This window comes from Dactylosporangium sp. CA-152071 (genome assembly GCF_050936335.1).
In the GTDB taxonomy this organism is placed as follows: domain Bacteria; phylum Actinomycetota; class Actinomycetes; order Mycobacteriales; family Micromonosporaceae; genus Dactylosporangium; species Dactylosporangium maewongense.
On sequence record NZ_JBNJMZ010000001.1, the window covers coordinates 7713108 to 7729910 of the forward strand.

The following is a 16803-nucleotide window of genomic DNA, read 5'->3' on the forward strand; positions in this document are numbered from 1 at the left end:
GTGTCATATCACTAAGCGGCTATCCCTTCTAGCAGGTATGCGCTGATTGGCCCATATAGGTGCGGCTGGACGTTGTCGTCGATGGGCACCGTCACCGAGACCCGCCCCTCGGCCTCGCCCACGAACAGCGCCGGGTCGTTGCTGTCGGCGAACGACACCACGTCGAGCCCCGCCGCGGCGGCCGCGCCGGCGAACCCGTGGTCGGCGAACACCAGGTCCGGCATGGGTTGTCCGGTGCGCTCCAGCTCGCCCAGCATCTCCCGCATCCCGTCCGGGGAGTGCGTGTGCCACATCGCGATGCCCCGCTCCGCGCCCATGGCCACGCCGCCGATGTACCGCACGGCGAGGGGGAACTCGCGGCCGTCATACCGGCCCGGCCTCGCGAACGGGGCGCCCGCCGCCGGGGTCAGGATCTCGCACCCCGCGGCGCGCAGCGCCACCACGACCGCCAGGTGCACCTCGACGATCCCGGCCGGGTGGCCGGACGCCACCAGGACGCGTTCCTTGCGGTGCGCCGCCTCCCGCAACCGGTCACGCATCCTGTCCAGCGCGGCCACCGTCTTGTACGGGTCGATCACGTCCGTGCCCGTCGACCGCTCCGGGTCCGGGTCGATGCCGACCCGCTCGGCCATCACGCCGAGCACCTCGGCGAGCGTCCAGGTCTTCAGCGGCGGCAGGCCGAACAGGTAGCCCTCATGTCCGTCGGCGAACGCCGCGGCGTTGCCGTGGTTGGATGCCCGGGTGGTCTCGACATCGCCGGCAAGAAGTGCGTCACGAAGATAACTCACGAGCTCAGGCATGTGACCCATGGTATGCAAGCACCCCTGCGGCGCCGAGGAATGCGGCTTAAGGTCACAGTCATGGCCGACGTGTATCTCGAGGTGACCGACAAGAAGGTGTTCGCGGCTTGCCTGGACTGGCCGGGCTGGGGCCGCTTCGCGAAGACCGAGGACGACGCGCTGGAGGCCCTCGCGGCGTACGGCGCGCGGTACGAGCCGATCGCCACGGCGGCCGGCTACTCGTTCCCCGCCTCGCCGACGTTCAAGGTCGTCGAACGGTGCCCGGGGACCTCCGCCACCCAGTTCGGCGTCCCCGACGCCCACCCCGACGCCGACGGCCGCGCGGTCTCCCGGGCCGTCGCGACCCGGCAGAAGAAGCTGCTCACCGCCGCGTGGGCGGCGTTCGGGGCGTTCTCCGCGACCGCCCCCGCCTCGCTGCGCAAGGGCCCGCGCGGCGGCGGCCGGGACCGCGACAAGATGATCGACCACGTCGTCGGCGCCGAGGCCGGGTACGGTCGCAAGATCGGCATCAAGCATCCGCAGCCGGCGATCACCGACACGGAGGCGATCGCCGCGCTCCGTGAGGACATCCTCACCGTCCTGGGCTGCCCCAGCGACGGCTCGGCGCTCACCGACAACGGCTGGACCAGCCGCTACGCCACCCGCCGCTACGCCTGGCACGTCCTGGACCACCTGTGGGAGATGCAGGACCGGGCCGAGTAGCCGGGGTTTATCCACAGGAAGAAGATCTTGCTTCCGGTGGGTGCCGGGCGGCTCTTACGGTTGGTGCCATGACGGCGCTGCCCGGCGTCCGGCGGTCTCCAGCTGGTGGCTTCCGGTCGGCGGTGGTTGTGGTGGCTCTTCCGGTTGGAGGTGCGGCGGTGACGGTCACGGCTCTTCCGGCCGGCGGCGCGACGGCCGCTGCGGTCACGGTCGACGACGTGTGGCGGGTCCGCGGCGACTGGCGGGCGATGCGCGAGGCGGCGCTGCGGCTGCATGACTCCCGCCGCGCGACCGCCGACGCGACCGGCGCCGCACCGACCGCTGCCGCCGCGACCGCCGATGCCCTGCGCCGATCCGCCGCGACGCTGCGCCACGGCCAGGAGCTGCTCACCGCGATCCTGGACCGGCTCGACGTGCCGATGACCCTGCACGAGGACGGCCGCCTGACGTTCTACCCCGCGGACGCCGAGGACCTGGCGTCCCTCCGCCGCGCCGAGCTGGCCGCCCGCGAGATCCAGACCGCCCTGTCCACGATCATCGCCCATCACCGCGCCGCCGCCCGTTGACGCCCCCGCCCGCCCCCGCCCGCCGCAGCCCGTTGACGCTGCTGCCCGTTGACGCTGTTGACGCCGCCGCTGTTGACGCGGCGGCCCGCCGCCGGCAGGTCGGCGAGCTGCTGCCCGTTGACGCTGCTGCCTGTTGACGCGGCCGCCTGTTGACGCGGCCGCCTGTTGACGCGGCCGCCTGTTGACGCGGCCGCCTGTTGACGCGGCCGCCTGTTGACGCGGCCGCCTGTTGACGCGGCCGCCTGTTGACGCCCCGCCACAACCCTCATTCCCTGACCGCGCCGTCCGCTGCGCCGCTCTCGCATGGACCAGCGCCCGTCGAGGGCGTTCCCACCCACTCGGCCGCGCACCGCGGGCGTCCGCGCCGGCATCGTGCATCCCGCTCCGGAGGAAGGCCGCACAGCTGGACCTTGTCGGCGCTGGTGGTGGACAGGTCGGTGACGCCGCCGGTGGGCAGGCCGCCGGAGAAGAAGAAGGCGTCGATCGCGCCGGTCTTCATCGCCTCGGTGGTCTTGCCCAGGTCGCCGCCGCCGCTTTGGTCGCGAACGGGCAACGGTGGGTCACAGGGCATGATTTGGGGCGTGTACGAGCTCGACGTGATCGCCGACGACAGCCTCGGCCGCTTCGTCTCCCGCTGGTACGGCCTGCCCGACCGCCCCCGCCGCGACCTCGACCTGCCGCCCGGCCTGCCCGCCGCGCTCGCCGACTGGCACCGCGTCGCGTCCCGCTACTCCCTGCCGTTGAGCCGCGACCACGTGATGCTCGCCCCCGCCGACCTCACGGAGTCCGCCGGCCTGGTCCGCTTCTGGTCCGGCACCGACGACTGGTACTCGTACGCCCCCGGCCCCACCGACCCGCTCGTCGTGGAGAGCGACACGATCGCGACCGGCCTGCCGTTGTCGAGGTTTCTCGTGTACGCCGCTGTCTACGAGGCCACGTACACCCCGCTGCACGGCCTCGTCTGCCTGTCCCCGGACCCCGACGGCCTCCGCCAGGTCCAGCTCCGCCTCCGCGAACTGGACGACCCGCTGTGGCACTGGCCGTCCCTGGACACCCGCTACTACGGCGACGACGACCTCCTCGCCCACCTCGGCCCCGACCGCATCGTCATCTCCGCCCGCCACCGAGACGCCCTGGGCCGCTTCGACAACCTCAACCTCCCCTGGACCTGGGACTCCCGAACCCCCTGACCCCGCCCCAGACCACGACACGGACGAGCCACCCCGCGACCTGGGACGGAGGCAAGCAGCGGCCCGCGCCACGCATGGCGGAGCCCGCGGCCGCCGGCGGCTCGGGGTGTGGATGGGTGCCGCGACTCCCGGACGACCGAGACCCGGCGCTGGGTAGTGGCGGCTTTGGGAGTCCCGGGACAGCCGGGAAGTTGGTGGAGATCGGAGCCGGGCGCCCGCTCGTCGGCGGCGTGAGCATGGTGACCGGTGGCTTCGGTGACCCCGGAGAGACTGGGTGCCGCTGTGGTGAGCGACGCGCCCGGACGGCTGCTCGCCGGCGGTGTCGACCTGGTGGCCGGTGAGGTCCGGGCGGTGCTGTGCTGTGCGTGGTGCAGCAGCGGACGGCGCAGCCGCGCGACTTGTCGGCCGATGGTGCCGGCCCTGCGGGTGGTGGCTTCGGGGTTCTGGAAGGGCTGGAGGTGTTGTGGTGGCGGGGTTCGAGGCCGGGCGCCCGCTCGTCGGCGGTGTGGGCGTGGTGGTCGGCGGATTGGCGCTGGTGGGAGGTGCTGGGGGCGGCGTCGTCGGGCGACTCGTTGGCGGTGGTGTCGGTCCGGTGGGTGGTGGCTTCGGGCGTGCTGGATGGGCTGCGGCAGTTGCGGCGGCGGGGATTTGGGCTGGGGGGCTGCTTGTCGGAGTGGTGGCTGGCGGATCCGGGGTGGTGGGAGGTGCTGGGGGCGGCGCGGTTGGGCGGCTTGTCGGCGGCGGGATGGTTGGGGAGGGGGTTGCGGCGGCCAGCTCGCGGGCGTTGCGCAGGCGGGTCAGCTTCGTGGTGTGGCGGGCGGCCAGGCCGTGTGCGCGAGCCGCCGCGAATTCCGCCTTGGCGCGGTGGCGGTCCGTGCGGCGGCGGGCGGACTCACAGGCCTGCGTGGCGAGGCGGGCGGCCTGGGCGGCGAGCAGTGCGGCCTGCGTGGGGACGCGGGTGGTCGGGCACAACGACCCCGCGCCCGGTGCTTCCAGCGAAAAACATGGTCGTGGCACAGGCTGCCTCCCCCGATAGCCGCCTCCCACATTCTCCCGCCCGCCCAAACCCCCGTCCAGCGCGGTATCATCATGTGAGCACAAGCGCCCCAGGTGGGTCAGGGGACGTGCACGAGCATGGCGCAGACGTCTTCGTCGTCGGGGATGTTGAGGCTGGTGACGAGGTGGGTGACGACGGCGTCGAAGTTGGACAGGTCGATGTGTTCGCCGGCGCGGCGGACGAGGTCCAGGCCGCCGCCGCGGCGGCGGTCGACGCGGGCCTGGCCGCCGGTGTAGAGCAGGACGCGGTCGCCCGGCTCGAGCGTCACGGTCGTGTCGGAGTAGCGCATCTCGGTGACCTCGCCCAGGGGGAGGCCGAGGGGGCCTGACAGCACGGTGCCCTGGCCGGTGGCGGTGTAGCGGATGGGGGCGACCTGGCCCGCGGCGGCCCAGCGGAGCTCGCGGGTCGTGGGGGAGTAGCGGGCCACGACGAGGCAGGCGGTGTGCTCGACCTCCATCGCGCAGAGCATCCCGTTGACGGCGCTGAGGATGTCGCCGGGGGTCATGTCCAGGGCCGCGTAGGCGCGCACCGCGTACCGGAGCCTCGCCGCCGTCGTCATGGAGGACAGGCCGCGGTCGTCGACGTCGCCGAGGACGAGGATCGTGCCGCCGTCGGGGAGGGAGGTGGCGTCGAACCAGTCGCCGTCGACGGTGCCGACGCGTTCGGGGGAGCGGCAGTGGCCGCAGATCTCGACGCCTTCCATGTGGCCGAGCTCGGGGTCGGTGGGCAGGAGCGCCTTCTGCAGGGCCTGGGCGGCGCGGCGCTCGTCGGCGACCCGGTGCCGCTGCGCGGCCAGGGCCTCCTCGGCGCGGCGGAGGCGGGCCTCGATGGCGCGCTCCTCGGTGACGTCCTGGACGGTGCCGCGCACGGCGGTGACGTTGCCGGTGTCGTCGAAGAGCGGCTCGGCGGTGAGGCGCAGGCGGCGGCCGTTGACCCGGCCGGCGCCGCGGACCTCGGCGAGCAGGTGCTTGCCCTCCACGACGGTGCGGCGGACGGCGTCCTGGACGGCCAGGAGGTCGTCGGCGTGCACGCTGGCGGTGAGCTCGTCGACGGGGACGCGGGCGGCGTCGCGGCCGCCGTGGAAGAGCCGGATCAGCTCCGGTGAGCAGCGCGGCTCGGGGTCGCGCAGCTCCCAGCAGAACGAGCCGACGCCGGCGATCCGCTCGGCCTGCAGGAGCTGGTCGTACAGGAGGTCGGCCTCGGTCGCGATCCGCCACACCGCGAACACCCGGTCCCACAGGCGCACGGCGTGCATGGAGATCGACTGTGTGGTCGGCACGCCGTCCGCCCGCGGGTCGGCCCGCAGGCCTTCCAGCCGGCGGGGCTGGCCGTCCTGGAGCATGCGGGCGAACTCCGGCAGCAGGGTGGCGCTGCCGAGCGTCGGGTAGGCGGCGAGCAGCGTCGCCTCGTCGGGGTCGACCCGGGCGGTGGCGAGGACCTGCCTGGCCATGACGTTGGCGTACTCGACGCGGAAGTCCACCAGCTGGCCGTCGACGGTCACCGGCGACAGCAGCGCGGCGGGGTTGTGCAGGACGTCGACGACGGTCGGCAGCCACACCTGCGCCGGGGCGGCCTGCGCGCTCTCCTCGCCCTCGACGTGGAACCAGGCGCTGGCGATCTCGTCGCCGATGAGCGCGTCGACCTGCCGCGCGACGGGTTCGAGCAGGGCCGCCACGTACCGCCGCAGCTCGTCGCCGTCGGGGAGGCCCTCGGCCCAGCTCATGATGATGGCGCCGAGCACCCGCTCGCCGGAGATGAGCGGCGAGGCGAGGACGGTGTCGCCGTTGAACGGCAGCTGGTCCATCACCGGGAACCGGCGGGTGACCTCCTCGCCGCCGACGAGCCAGATCGTCTCGACGTCCTGGACGGCGACGACGAGCGGCAGCGCCGGGTCCGGGGGGATCCGGGACCAGCGGCTGCGGACCTCGCCGGGGATGCCGAACGCACCGACGCCGCGTTGCGCGCCGTCCGGGTCGAGCAGCGTGATCATGATCGAGGTGGGGGCGGGCCACGCGGTCGGCGCGGTGCCGAGGACCTCGGCGATCTCGTCGTAGCCGCGGGCGGCCGCGATCCGGGCGCTGAGCAGCTGGTGCTGGGACTGCAGCGCCTCGACCTCGGGGGAGCGGCTGGCCCGCCGGCGGGGCTTCTCCGCGGCCGGTGCGGGGACGCCGGAGGGTGCCGCGGTACGGGTACGGCTGCGCGCGACGTGCTGGCGCAGCTCGTCGTCGATGAGATTCACCACATCGGGGGCGTCCGGGTCGGGCGAGGTGGTGCCGACGATCGCGGCGGCGACCTCGATCAGCTTGATGTTGGTGCGCTGCGACAGCCGGACCAGCTGGTCGAACCCCTGGTCGGGGCTGACGCCGAGCCGCTCGACGAGCACCCCCTTGGCCTGCTCGATGACGGCCCGGTTCCGCATGGCGGTGCGGACGCCGGTGAGCTCGGCCCGCAGCTTGGCGACGAGCGCGGCGAGGGCCTCCGCCGGCTCGGCACTGCCACCATCAGCACCACCGGCCGGCGCCGAGGCCGCCCGAGACGGCGCGGTGCCCTCAGGCGTCGAGGTGCCCACGCCGTCAGACGGCGTCGACGCACCCGGCCGACCTGTGCCCGACGGCTTGGCCACCATGCCCTCCACATCCCGGTCCTGTGCAGTTGAACGTGCAGCCGACCCTAGAAGTCACCCGAGCCGGTTGCGACTCGACCGTTGATGTTTACCACCAACCGGCCAGGGTAGGGGCGTTGGCAGGTCAGCACGGTCGGCCACGTGGAGGTGCGCGCAGTGCAACAGGCGTCTTCGCCGCGGGCGGGTGCGGCTTGAGGATCGCGATCGTGTCCGTGCACGCGAGCCCCCTGGCGCTCGGTACCTCGGGCACGGGCGGCCAGCACACCCACGTCACCGCCCTCGCCGAGGCCCTCGGGCGCCGCGGGCACGACGTGCGGGTCTACACCCGCCGGGACGCCGCCGCCCCCGACGACGTCGTCATGACGGGCGCCGGGTTCACCGTGGAGCACGTGCCGGCCGGCCCCGTCGAGGAGCTGCCGGCGGACGCGCTGCTGCCGCACGTCGGCGACTTCGGGCGATGGCTCGCCGCCCACTGGCGCGGCGACGCGACCCGTCCCGACGTGATCCACGCCCACTTCTGGCTCAGCGGCCTGGCCGCCCTGACCGCGACGGCGGAGCACCGGATCCCGGTCGTGCAGACGTACCACGGGCTCGGCACGGTCAAGCGGCGCATGCTGAAGGACCGAGACGCCAGCCCCGAGGCGCGGATCGGCCTGGAGCGGACCCTCGGCACGATGGTCGACCGGGTCGTCGCGCAGTGCGAGGACGAGGTCGTCGAGCTCGGCCGGATGGGCATCCGCCGGTCCGACACCGTGGTCGTGCCGTCCGGCGTCGACGGGGAGGTGTTCGCGCCGAACGGTCCCCGCGCCGACCACCTGCGCCCCGGCATGCGCCGCATCCTCAGCGTCGGGCCGCTCGTGCCGCGCAAGGGCTTCGCGGACCTGGTCGAGGCGCTGCGCCGGGTCCCCGGCGCGGAGCTCGTCGTCGTCGGCGGGCCCGCACCGGACCGGATCCACCGCGACCCTGAGGCCCGCCGCCTGATGGAGCTCGCCGACCGGTCCGGGGTCGGCGACCGGGTCAGGCTCATCGGTGCCGTCGCTCAACAGGACCTGCCCAGCTGGTACCGCTCCGCCGACGTGCTCGCCTGCGCGCCGTGGTACGAGCCGTTCGGCCTCACGCCCCTGGAGGCGATGTCCTGCGGTGTGCCGGTCGTCGCGTACGAGGTCGGCGGCATCGGCGAGAGCGTCATCGACAACGTCACCGGGCTGCTGGTGCCGGCGCGGGACGTGCCGGCGATGGCGTCCGCGCTGCGCGGGCTCCTCGGCGACGAGGTGCGCCGGATGAGCTACGCCAGCGCCGCGATCGACCGGGTTCGCTCCCGGTACACCTGGGAACGCACCGCGACCGACGTCGAGCGGATCTACCGGGCGGTGACCGGGCAGAGCGGGACCGGCGACGCCGACAGCGACGCGGACGCCGACGCCGACGACGAGGCCCTCACCGACGTCTCTTCGTAGCCTTGTCATCACAGGGCGACAGGCGTACGTTTGTATGACCCGCAACATCAGCTGAACGGCTGATTGGCTCGACCGTCAAACCAGTCGCGGTCGCCGTGCCGGGTTGCGCGCCGGACGTTCGAGACCAGGGCGTCTGCCGGCGAAATCTCTTCCGTGACCGCTGCCCGCACCCAAGGGCGGACGGATCGCGGCAGCAGGCAGGGGGTTCCCCCATGACCGCCACCGTCCACCGCCCAGCCCCGCGGCCCCGCGCCGGCCACCGCGCCAACCACAAGGACCTCGAGACCGAAGCCCGCGCGCTGCTCGCGCTGCTGAGCGAGCTGCCCGCCGGCGGCGCCGACCACGACCGGATCCGGGCCAGGGTCATCGAGCTGCACCTGCCGCTCGCCGAGTACCTCGCCCGCCGGTTCCGCAACCGCGGCGAACCCCTCGACGACCTGACCCAGGTCGCCAACGTCGGGCTCATCAAGTCCGTCGACGGCTACGACCCGGCGCGCGGCGCCGTGTTCACCAGCTACGCCATCCCGATGATCGTCGGTGAGCTCAAGCGGCACTTCCGCGACAAGGGCTGGGACGTCCGGGTCCCCCGCCGGCTGCAGGAGCTGCGGCTGGAGATCTCCAAGGTGTCCGGTGACCTCGCGCAACGGCTGGGCCGCTCGCCGACCGTCGCGGACCTCGCGGAGAAGCTCGGCGTCAGCGAGGAGGACGTCATCGAGGGCATCGAGTCCGGGCACGCGTACCGGGCGCTGTCCATCAACGCGCCGACCGGCAACGAGGAGGCCGGCCCCGAGCTCGCCGACCTGCTCGGCGGCATGGACCGCGACCTGGAGGCCGTCGACGACCGCGAGTCGCTGCGGCCGCTGATCGCGGAGCTGCCGGAGCGCGAGCAGAAGATCATCGCGATGCGGTTCTTCGGCAACATGACACAGACGCAGATCGCCGACCGGCTCGGCATCTCGCAGATGCACGTGTCGCGCCTGCTCGCCCACGCCCTGGCCCACCTGAGGGGCGCACTGGTAACGCCGCTGTGACGCCCCTCCCAGGAGCTAGGCGGGCGTCAGTACCGACGACAGCTGGTACACGTTGTAGGCCTGCTTGATGACCGGGTGGGCGACGTTGCGGACGGGCACCCCGCCCGGCGTCGTCCCCCGCTCCGACCCCGCGTGCGCGTGCCCGTGCACGGCCAGCCCGACCCCAGGTGTCGCGTCGATCGCCTGCGCGAGCAGGTACGACCCGAGGAACGGGTAGATCTCCAGCGGCTCACCCAGCAGCGTCTCGGGGACCGGCGAATAGTGGGTGAGCGCTATCCGTACATCAGCGTCCAACGCCGACAGTGCGGCTCCGAAGCGCTCGGCCAGCTCGCGGCTGTGCCGGGTGAACGCCTTCATCTCGGGCTCGCCGAACTCGCTGGCGCACGCGCCCGCGAACCCGCCGCCGAAGCCCTTCGTGCCGGCGACCCCGACCCGCACACCGTCCACGTCCAGGACTGTGCCGGAGCACTCCAGGACGGTGATCCCGCCGTCCTCCAGGACCTTCGTCACCTCGGCCGGCTGGTCGCAGTGGTGGTCGTGGTTGCCGAGGATCGCGATCACCGGCACGGCCAGGCCGCCGAACTCCTCCGCGACGCAGTGCGCCTCGTCGGCGGTGCCGTGCCGGGTCAGGTCACCGGCGAGCAGCAGCATGTCGGCCTTGTCGCCGATGTGCTCCAGTGCCGGCCGGTACCGGCCGAGGACGTCCGCGTCGAGGTGGACGTCGCCGACCGCGGCGACTCTGACACTGCCATTGACACTGCCTTCGTCGAACGTCATAGCTCCTCCACGTCCTGCGGCTCGTTGACCCTGGTGAGCCCGATGTTGCAGTGCACCGGCAGGTCCGGGAACGTCTCGTGGACGACCTGGCAGATCAGGTCGCGGCGTTCGGCGCTCTCCACCTCACCGACGAGGCTGACCCCGTCCTCGGTGCGGACCACCCGGATGCCCTGCTCGGCGATGCGGGCGTCCTCGATGAGCAGCTGGTGCAGCTCGCTCTCGACGTGCTGGTCGATGATCACGAGTGCCTCCTCACAGGGAAGCGGCGAGGGCGCTGGTCTCGTCCAGCGACATGACGCCGAGGCGGTCGATCAAGAACAGGAAAGCATGCGCGTACGGCGAGTGGGCCGTTTCCCGGTACACCCGTGGCCAGTCGATCTGCTCCCGCAGCGACCGCGCGACCGGCAGCCCGCGCGCGTAGTCGCAGTAGTGCGCCGACCACGTCAGAACCTTGTGGATCATCAGCTCGGTCGCGGACAGCACCGGCATGTGGCACGCGTTGACGGCGATCACGTCGGTGTCGGCGAGCGTCGCGTCGGTGACCGGCCGCTGCACCGGGCAGAAGATGAAGTCGATGAGGTTGTCCTCGTTCTCCACCGAGTCCCAGGCCTTCACCAGCCAGCCCTCGGGCGGCACCTCGCCGCGGAACCCGACCTCCGCCAGCGCCGTCAGGACCCGCTCCGCGTCCTCGGCCTTGATGAGGAAGTCGATGTCGTGGTCGACGGACTCGCCTCCCCGCGCGTACACGGCGAAACTGCCGGCCAGGCAGAACGGGATGCCGGCGTCCTTCAAGTGGAACGCCGCACGTTTCAGCGTCGCGATCAGCGGCTGCCTGTCCTCCGGAACTGCCATGCAGAACGGCTTACCCGTCTGGTCATTCCGTCACACGCACCGATTGCGGCAGCCGCGGGAAGAGTTCGGTCTCCTCCTCCTGTACGTGCTCCCGCACCGCCTCCAGGAGCGCCGCCAGCAGCATCCCGAACGCGGGATCCACGTCGTTGAGCTCCGTCAGCCGCGCCACGAGCTCGCCGATGCGCCGGTGCTCGGCCGCCTCGTAGTCGGCGAGCTCCGCCGGCAGGTGCGCGTGCAGCAGCCGCTCCTCGGTCGCCGTGTGGGAGGCCAGCATCGTGACGGCGGCGTCCAGCGCGCTCCGGCGGGCGACCGGCGACCGCGCGGTCTCGATCTCGGCGAACAGCGACTCGAGCCGGCGGTGTTCGCCGACCAGCAGGCCGATGAGGTCCTGCTCCATGGTCAGCTCCCCAGATTCCGTGGCACAGGCATGCGTTGGCGTACCCTGCCCGCCACCCGGCTAACCGTCACGAAGCAGACCTGATCGATTTCAGCGGGGCGGGCTTCCATCTGCCTTGGTACGTGTGTTCGAATGTCTCCTCATGGAGCGCAGGAAGCACTGGTGGAACGGCACCTGGGGGCGGCTCGCCCGCCGCGACGTCTATCTCTTCGAGGACGCCGGCCACTGGTGGGTCGAGTCGCGGGAAGGCGGCGCCGACGGACGCTCCCGCACCTACGAGTTCGACGCCGAAGAGCCGGCGATGGACTGCGTATCCGGCCTGCTCGCCCAGCCCGGCGACTGGCGCGAGCTGCGCTGAGCCGGTTGCGTGCCGGGTGCGGGGCGGCGGCTGCGCGGTTGCGTGCCGGGTGCGGGGCGGTGGCTGCGCGGTTGCGTGCCGGGTGTGGGCGGTGGCTGCGCGGTTGCCCGTCCCGGCCACCCGGCTCGGGTCCCGTTCGGGTCCCGCTTGGTTCTGGACGCAACGAATCGCCGTCTGATCGCGGTACAAGACAGGAAAACGCCGGCAAGAAGCAGCTTTCCGCAATGGAACGCCGGGCGGGCGGCGCCTACGTTGGATCGCATGAGCCGTCGCTACCTGATGTGTCGACCTACGCACTTCGCCGTTGACTACGCGATCAATCCCTGGATGGACCCGACCGCGCCCGTCGACGCCGACCTCGCCGTCGCGCAATGGACCCGGCTGCACGAGCTCTACCTGTCGCTCGGCCACACCGTCGACCTCATCGACCCGGTGCCCGGCCTGCCCGACATGGTCTTCGCCGCCAACGGCGCCACCGTCGTCGACGGGGTCGTCTACGGCGCGCAGTTCCGCCACCCGGAGCGCGCCGACGAAGGCCCCGCCTACCTCGCCTGGTTCGAGCGCAACGGGTTCCAGACCCACCCGGCGAAGAGCGTCAACGAGGGCGAAGGCGACATCCTCCTCGCCGGCGAGCACCTCCTCGCCGGCACCGGCCTGCGCACCGAGCTCGCCGCGCATGCCGAGGCGCAGGAACTCTTCGGGCGGCCGGTGATCACCCTGCAGCTCGTCGACCCGCGCTACTACCACCTCGACACGGCGCTGACCGTCCTGTCGCCGACCAATGTCGCCTACTACCCGGGCGCGTTCTCGCCGGGCAGCCAGGCGGTGCTGCGCCGCCTGTACCCCGAAGCCGTCATCGCGACCGCCGCCGACGCCGCCGTCCTCGGCCTGAACGCCGTCAGCGACGGCCACCGGGTCGTCCTGCCATCCGCCGCCACCCGCCTCGCGCGGGAGCTAGCGTCGAAAGGGTTCCAGCCGGTGCCAGTCGACGTGTCCGAACTGCACAAGGCCGGCGGCGGCCCGAAGTGCTGCACGTTGGAGGTGCGCGCATGACCACCGCTGTTTCCTCGTCGACCGGCCCCTTCCTGGACCAGGCCGAGCGCTGGACCGCGCACAACTACCACCCGCTGCCCGTCGTCATCGCCTCCGGTGAGGGCGCCTGGGTCACCGACGTCGACGGCCGCCGCTACCTGGACTGCCTCGCCGGCTACTCCGCGCTCAACTTCGGCCACCGCCACCCGGCGCTCATCGCCGCCGCACACGCCCAGCTGGACCGGATCACGCTGACCAGCCGCGCGTTCGTGCACGACCAGTTCGGCCCCTTCTGCGAGGAGCTGGCCGCGCTGTGCGGCAAGGACCTCGTCCTGCCGATGAACACCGGCGCCGAGGCCGTCGAGACCGCGATCAAGGTGGCCCGCAAGTGGGGCTACAAGGTCAAGGGCGTCCCCGACGGCCAGGCCACCATCGTCGTGGCCGCCGACAACTTCCACGGCCGCACCACCACGATCATCAGCTTCTCCACCGACCCCGACGCGCGCGCCGACTACGGCCCCTACACGCCCGGGTTCCGGATCGTGCCGTACGGCGACCTGGACGCCCTCACGTCGGCGATCGACGACACCACCGTCGCCGTGCTCATCGAACCCATCCAGGGCGAGGCCGGCGTCCTCGTCCCGCCACCGGACTACCTGCCCGGCGTGCGCGACGTGTGCACCTTGAAGAACGTGCTGTTCATCGCGGACGAGGTGCAGTCCGGCCTGGGCCGGACCGGTTCGACCTTCGCCTCGTCGCCGGTCGTCCCCGACATGTACGTGCTGGGCAAGGCCCTCGGCGGCGGCATCGTGCCCGTGTCGGCGGTCGCCGCCTCGCACGACATCCTGGGCGTGCTGCGCCCCGGCGAGCACGGCTCCACGTTCGGCGGCAACCCCCTCGCGTGCGCCGTCGCCCGTGCCGTCATCGCGCTGCTGAACACCGGCGAGTTCCAGGCGAACGCGCGGACCGTCGGCGCCCACCTGCACGAGCGGCTCAACGCCCTGGTCGGCCACGGCCTGACCGCCGTCCGCGGCCGCGGCCTGTGGGCCGGCATCGACATCGACCCCGCCCTGATGACCGGCCGCCAGGCCTGCGAGGCCCTCATGGCCCGCGGCGTCCTGGCCAAGGACACCCACGGCTCGACCCTGCGCCTCGCCCCGCCGCTGCACGTGACCGCGGAGGACGTGGACGTCGCCGTCGACGCCCTCCACGCCGTCCTGAAGTCCTGACACCCGCGCTTCCCTGCGCTTTCCTGCGCTGTTTCAAGGCCGCCCCCGGTTCGCACCTGACCTGGGGCGGCTTCTTGTTGCGGAGGGTACTGTTCTGCTTACCGGATTGGAGATCGATTAGGTGGCTGTTGGTACGGTCTAGGAAGCAGTCACCGGGACCGTCGAGCCGTCACGTCGACTTCGCCGCCTGCAGTGGACGACACCCCGCGGCTCGCCGCAGCACTCGTCGGCCGCCTCACGCGTATCGCGCGCGTGTCGCGCGCGATAGCCCGGCGCGCTGCTCGCCACGGCGCAACGCACCGCTGCGGGCGATCGGGTGCGGCGGAAGGTGCAGGCGGTCGGGTGCAGCGGAAGCGACGCCCGGCCCAGCCGCGATGCGGAGTGCCTGCCGCCGCGGTGCAGGACTGGCAGCGGGTCCCGCACCACCGACGAGGGCGCCGTTCGGCCACAGCGACACAGCGGCCGGCGGTTCGGGCTCGGGGTGCGGGCGGGCGGTGGACGACGTCGCCAGCCTGACCAGGGCCGAGCCGTCGTCAAGCGTCTTGCCCACGTCATGCCGCCCGCGTCGCTCGGCTGCGTCGCTCGGCTGCGTCGCTCGGCTGCGTCGCTCGGCTGCGTCGCTCGGCTGCGTCGCTCGGCTGCGTCGCTCGGCCGCGTCGCTCGGCCGCGTCGCTCGGCCGCGTCGCTCGCGATTGGCCCGGCGCGCTGCTCGTCCGCGCGAGGCGCTGCTGCAGGTGTCAGGAGCGGTGGAAGAGGCAACCGAATCAGCCGCGGTGTTGGCGTGGGGGTGGCCGGCGTGTCGGGCCCGTGCAACGGGGAGTGGTGGGCGACGCCTCCGGCCGGCCGGCTGCGCCGTCATCAGCAGGGGAGTGGTGGGCGACGCCTCCGGCCGGACGGGCTGCGCCGTCGTCAGCAGCTGTCTTACGCGCGTCACGCCGCCTGATCCTGCCGCCCACGCCACGCTGCCGCTCACGTCATGCCTCAAAGCCCTCTGCGTCGTCGCCGGGCGGCTCGCTGAACGGCTCTGGACCGTCATGCACCGCGGCATGCCCTACGTCATCTGCGACACCGACGGCCGACCGGTCGCCCCCGACCAGGCCAAGAGCATCATCGCCGAGCAGTGGACCGTGACCGAGGACATCCGACGCCGATGCCGCAGCAGCAAGACCAAGGCGGGGAAGGCCGCTCAGCAAGCCCACACAGGGCATGACAGGTCACACGCACAAGGCGCGGACAAACGAGGCAACCTTCCCCACCAACGATCCTCCGACCGGAAACCAGCCCGGTCACGCCGGGCCTTGACAGCCGATCCCCGATAGGGAATCAGGGGCGGTGGAAGAGGCGGCCGAACCAGCCGCGGAGTTCGGGGGGTGTGGCGGGTGGGGTGGGTTCGTGGAACGGGCATGAGGGTGGGGCTTCAGAAGGCTCGGCGGTGTTCGGGGAGCGGCCGCGGCGGCCGAGGTCGCGGGCCTCGGAGTCCAGGTAGAAGGCGGGTCGCTGGTCGGCCTCGTGGTAGTAGCGGTGGAAGACGCCGGTGGTGGAGCCGCTCATCGGGGGGACGATCCAGGACCAGTCGGCGGGGACCTCGCGGCCGGCGCGTTCCTCGCTGGCGATGTGGGCGAGGAAGCGCTCCGACTCGGAGTGGTGGTCGCTGATGCGGGCGCCCGCCTGGTCGAAGGACCACAGGACGGCGCGGTTGAGTTCGAGGAGGGCACCGTCGCGCCAGAGGGAGCGTTCGGTGCTGGTGTCCAGGCCCATCCGTTCGGCGATGACCGGCAGCAGGTTGTAGCGGTCGGGGTCGGCGAGGTTGCGGGCGCCGATCTCGGTGCCCATGTACCAGCCGTTGAAGGGGGCCAGGGGGTAGTCGACGCCGCCGATGGTGAGGCGCATGTTGGCGATCGCCGGGACTGCGTGCCAGCGCAGACCCAGCTCGGCGAACCAGCGCAGCGTCGGGTGCTCGATCGGCACCTCCCAGACCGCGTGCTCGGGCAGGTCGTACAGGTTGACGTCGCCGCCGGGGCCCTCGATGGCGAGGGGGAGCACGTCGAAGGGGTTGTCCGGTTTGCCCCGCCAGCCGTACTGCTGCAGGGTCTCGGTGAACTGGGTGTTGCGCGGGTCGCCGGTGATCAGGCCGTCGGGCTCGCGGTGGCCGGCGTACCGGATGAGCTGCTCGTTCCACAGCCGGGCGGAGGCGCGGCCGGGGACGTGCTGCGCGAAGACGGAGATCACGGGGCGGATCACGTTGCGTTCGCGCTGGCCGGCGAGGCGCAGGTGGCGGACGAGCTCCTCGAAGATCTCGTCGGGGGCGCCGACCTTGCGCAGGTCGCGCACGACGAGGCTGCGCCAGTAGAGCCGGCCGATGCAGCGGCTCGCGTTGCGCCACGCCACCCGGCAGCCGAAGACCAGCTCGGCGTACGTGTGGGTGTACGTGCCCGTCTCGGCGATCTCGTCGACGACGCGGGCGAGGCGTTCCCGGACGTCGCCGCGCTGCGGGTTCTCCCGGTGGAACAGGTCGAGGAAGTCCTCGGCCTCGCGGGCATCCACGGGCTGCCGCGGATCCCACTGCTGACCTGGCATGTCACGGTATCCAGGCACACTCATACTGGCCTCCCAACGCCGACGGGGGTCCCGACGCGGCAAGGAGTTCATGTTGTGTGCCGGGCCATCGTGAGAGTCGCACACCGTGTGCGCAACATGTCGGGCAGTCAGCAATGCAAGGTGCAAAACGGCAT

16 protein-coding genes are annotated in these 16803 nt (G+C 72.4%); 8 read left to right on the top strand and 8 right to left on the bottom strand.

The genetic code is table 11. The annotated features are described in order from the left end of the window. Positions 1-11: 11 nt before the first annotated feature. Complete coding sequence (locus ACQEVZ_RS34800) at positions 12-800, bottom strand: phosphatase (protein ID WP_344506121.1); 789 nt, start codon at positions 798-800, stop codon at positions 12-14. 60 nt (positions 801-860) lie between these two features. Between ACQEVZ_RS34800 and ACQEVZ_RS34805 the strand changes: the two genes are divergently transcribed. Together ACQEVZ_RS34805 and ACQEVZ_RS34810 are read left to right on the top strand one after the other, a co-directional pair. Continuing rightward, entirely contained in the window at positions 861-1502 is a 642-nt protein-coding gene (locus tag ACQEVZ_RS34805) for a hypothetical protein (protein ID WP_433374388.1), read from the top strand. A 158-nt stretch (positions 1503-1660) separates the two neighbouring features. Next, the gene (locus ACQEVZ_RS34810) at positions 1661-2068 is read left to right on the top strand and encodes a hypothetical protein (protein WP_344506123.1); all 408 of its coding nucleotides are present in this window, start codon (positions 1661-1663) and stop codon (positions 2066-2068) included. 265 nt (positions 2069-2333) lie between these two features. Here the strand turns inward: ACQEVZ_RS34810 and ACQEVZ_RS34815 are convergent, their stop codons facing one another. Further along, entirely contained in the window at positions 2334-2621 is a 288-nt protein-coding gene (locus ACQEVZ_RS34815; protein ID WP_433374391.1) for a hypothetical protein, read from the bottom strand. A 28-nt stretch (positions 2622-2649) separates the two neighbouring features. Between ACQEVZ_RS34815 and ACQEVZ_RS34820 the strand changes: the two genes are divergently transcribed. Continuing rightward, the gene (locus ACQEVZ_RS34820) at positions 2650-3258 is read left to right on the top strand and encodes a hypothetical protein (RefSeq protein ID WP_433374394.1); all 609 of its coding nucleotides are present in this window, start codon (positions 2650-2652) and stop codon (positions 3256-3258) included. 1115 nt (positions 3259-4373) lie between these two features. Here the strand turns inward: ACQEVZ_RS34820 and ACQEVZ_RS34825 are convergent. After that, positions 4374-6884 (bottom strand): SpoIIE family protein phosphatase, encoded by a 2511-nt coding sequence (locus ACQEVZ_RS34825; protein ID WP_433374396.1) that lies wholly within the window; start codon positions 6882-6884, stop codon positions 4374-4376. Between the two features lie 245 nt (positions 6885-7129). Here ACQEVZ_RS34825 and ACQEVZ_RS34830 point away from each other — a divergent pair, with 245 nt between their 5' ends. Together ACQEVZ_RS34830 and ACQEVZ_RS34835 are read left to right on the top strand one after the other, a co-directional pair. Then, positions 7130-8395, top strand: a complete 1266-nt coding sequence (locus tag ACQEVZ_RS34830) for a glycosyltransferase (protein WP_433374399.1) — start codon at positions 7130-7132, stop codon at positions 8393-8395. 212 nt (positions 8396-8607) lie between these two features. Then, positions 8608-9426 carry an RNA polymerase sigma factor SigF gene (locus ACQEVZ_RS34835; protein WP_433374402.1) on the top strand — a complete coding sequence of 273 codons (819 nt, stop codon included), beginning with the start codon at positions 8608-8610 and terminating at the stop codon, positions 9424-9426. A 15-nt stretch (positions 9427-9441) separates the two neighbouring features. Here the strand turns inward: ACQEVZ_RS34835 and ACQEVZ_RS34840 are convergent, their stop codons facing one another. Genes ACQEVZ_RS34840 through ACQEVZ_RS34855 form a run of 4 tightly spaced genes read right to left on the bottom strand, consistent with a single transcriptional unit; the run spans position 9442 to position 11452 of the window. Next, on the bottom strand, positions 9442-10203 hold the full coding sequence (locus ACQEVZ_RS34840; RefSeq protein ID WP_344506130.1) for a metallophosphoesterase family protein: 762 nt from the start codon (positions 10201-10203) through the stop codon (positions 9442-9444). After that, positions 10200-10445: a hypothetical protein gene (locus tag ACQEVZ_RS34845; RefSeq protein WP_344506131.1), complete on the bottom strand. Its 246-nt coding sequence runs from the start codon at positions 10443-10445 to the stop codon at positions 10200-10202. The genes ACQEVZ_RS34840 and ACQEVZ_RS34845 overlap by 4 nt, the downstream gene beginning before the upstream one ends. A gap of 10 nt (positions 10446-10455) precedes the next feature. Then, positions 10456-11055 (bottom strand): nucleotidyltransferase family protein, encoded by a 600-nt coding sequence (locus ACQEVZ_RS34850; RefSeq protein ID WP_344506132.1) that lies wholly within the window; start codon positions 11053-11055, stop codon positions 10456-10458. Between the two features lie 22 nt (positions 11056-11077). After that, on the bottom strand, positions 11078-11452 hold the full coding sequence (locus tag ACQEVZ_RS34855; protein WP_433374407.1) for a hemerythrin domain-containing protein: 375 nt from the start codon (positions 11450-11452) through the stop codon (positions 11078-11080). A 142-nt stretch (positions 11453-11594) separates the two neighbouring features. On the opposite strand from ACQEVZ_RS34855, the gene ACQEVZ_RS34860 reads away from it, so the two are divergent. From ACQEVZ_RS34860 to rocD, 3 genes are all read left to right on the top strand, one after another. Next, positions 11595-11810: a hypothetical protein gene (locus ACQEVZ_RS34860; protein WP_344506134.1), complete on the top strand. Its 216-nt coding sequence runs from the start codon at positions 11595-11597 to the stop codon at positions 11808-11810. A 261-nt stretch (positions 11811-12071) separates the two neighbouring features. After that, positions 12072-12863 carry a dimethylargininase gene (ddaH, locus tag ACQEVZ_RS34865; RefSeq protein ID WP_433374411.1) on the top strand — a complete coding sequence of 264 codons (792 nt, stop codon included), beginning with the start codon at positions 12072-12074 and terminating at the stop codon, positions 12861-12863. Next, positions 12860-14071, top strand: coding sequence for an ornithine--oxo-acid transaminase (gene rocD / locus ACQEVZ_RS34870; protein WP_360558704.1), 1212 nt, complete (start codon positions 12860-12862; stop codon positions 14069-14071). Before ddaH ends, rocD begins: the two co-directional genes overlap by 4 nt. Positions 14072-15394: 1323 nt before the next feature. Here the strand turns inward: rocD and ACQEVZ_RS34875 are convergent. Next, the gene (locus ACQEVZ_RS34875; RefSeq protein ID WP_433374414.1) at positions 15395-16672 is read right to left on the bottom strand and encodes a nitric oxide synthase oxygenase; all 1278 of its coding nucleotides are present in this window, start codon (positions 16670-16672) and stop codon (positions 15395-15397) included. Between the last annotated feature and the right edge of the window lie 131 nt (positions 16673-16803).

Bases quoted from the DNA above. Each gene is read 5' to 3' on its own strand.
- ACQEVZ_RS34875 (WP_433374414.1), bottom strand. From the start codon at position 16,672: ATGAGTGTGCCTGGATACCGTGACATGCCAGGTCAGCAGTGGGATCCG.
- ACQEVZ_RS34840 (WP_344506130.1), bottom strand. From the start codon at position 10,203: ATGACGTTCGACGAAGGCAGTGTCAATGGCAGTGTCAGAGTCGCCGCG.
- ddaH (WP_433374411.1), top strand. From the start codon at position 12,072: ATGAGCCGTCGCTACCTGATGTGTCGACCTACGCACTTCGCCGTTGAC.
- ACQEVZ_RS34835 (WP_433374402.1), top strand. From the start codon at position 8,608: ATGACCGCCACCGTCCACCGCCCAGCCCCGCGGCCCCGCGCCGGCCAC.
- rocD (WP_360558704.1), top strand. From the start codon at position 12,860: ATGACCACCGCTGTTTCCTCGTCGACCGGCCCCTTCCTGGACCAGGCC.
- ACQEVZ_RS34860 (WP_344506134.1), top strand. From the start codon at position 11,595: ATGGAGCGCAGGAAGCACTGGTGGAACGGCACCTGGGGGCGGCTCGCC.
- ACQEVZ_RS34805 (WP_433374388.1), top strand. From the start codon at position 861: ATGGCCGACGTGTATCTCGAGGTGACCGACAAGAAGGTGTTCGCGGCT.
- ACQEVZ_RS34855 (WP_433374407.1), bottom strand. From the start codon at position 11,452: ATGGAGCAGGACCTCATCGGCCTGCTGGTCGGCGAACACCGCCGGCTC.
- ACQEVZ_RS34800 (WP_344506121.1), bottom strand. From the start codon at position 800: ATGCCTGAGCTCGTGAGTTATCTTCGTGACGCACTTCTTGCCGGCGAT.
- ACQEVZ_RS34850 (WP_344506132.1), bottom strand. From the start codon at position 11,055: ATGGCAGTTCCGGAGGACAGGCAGCCGCTGATCGCGACGCTGAAACGT.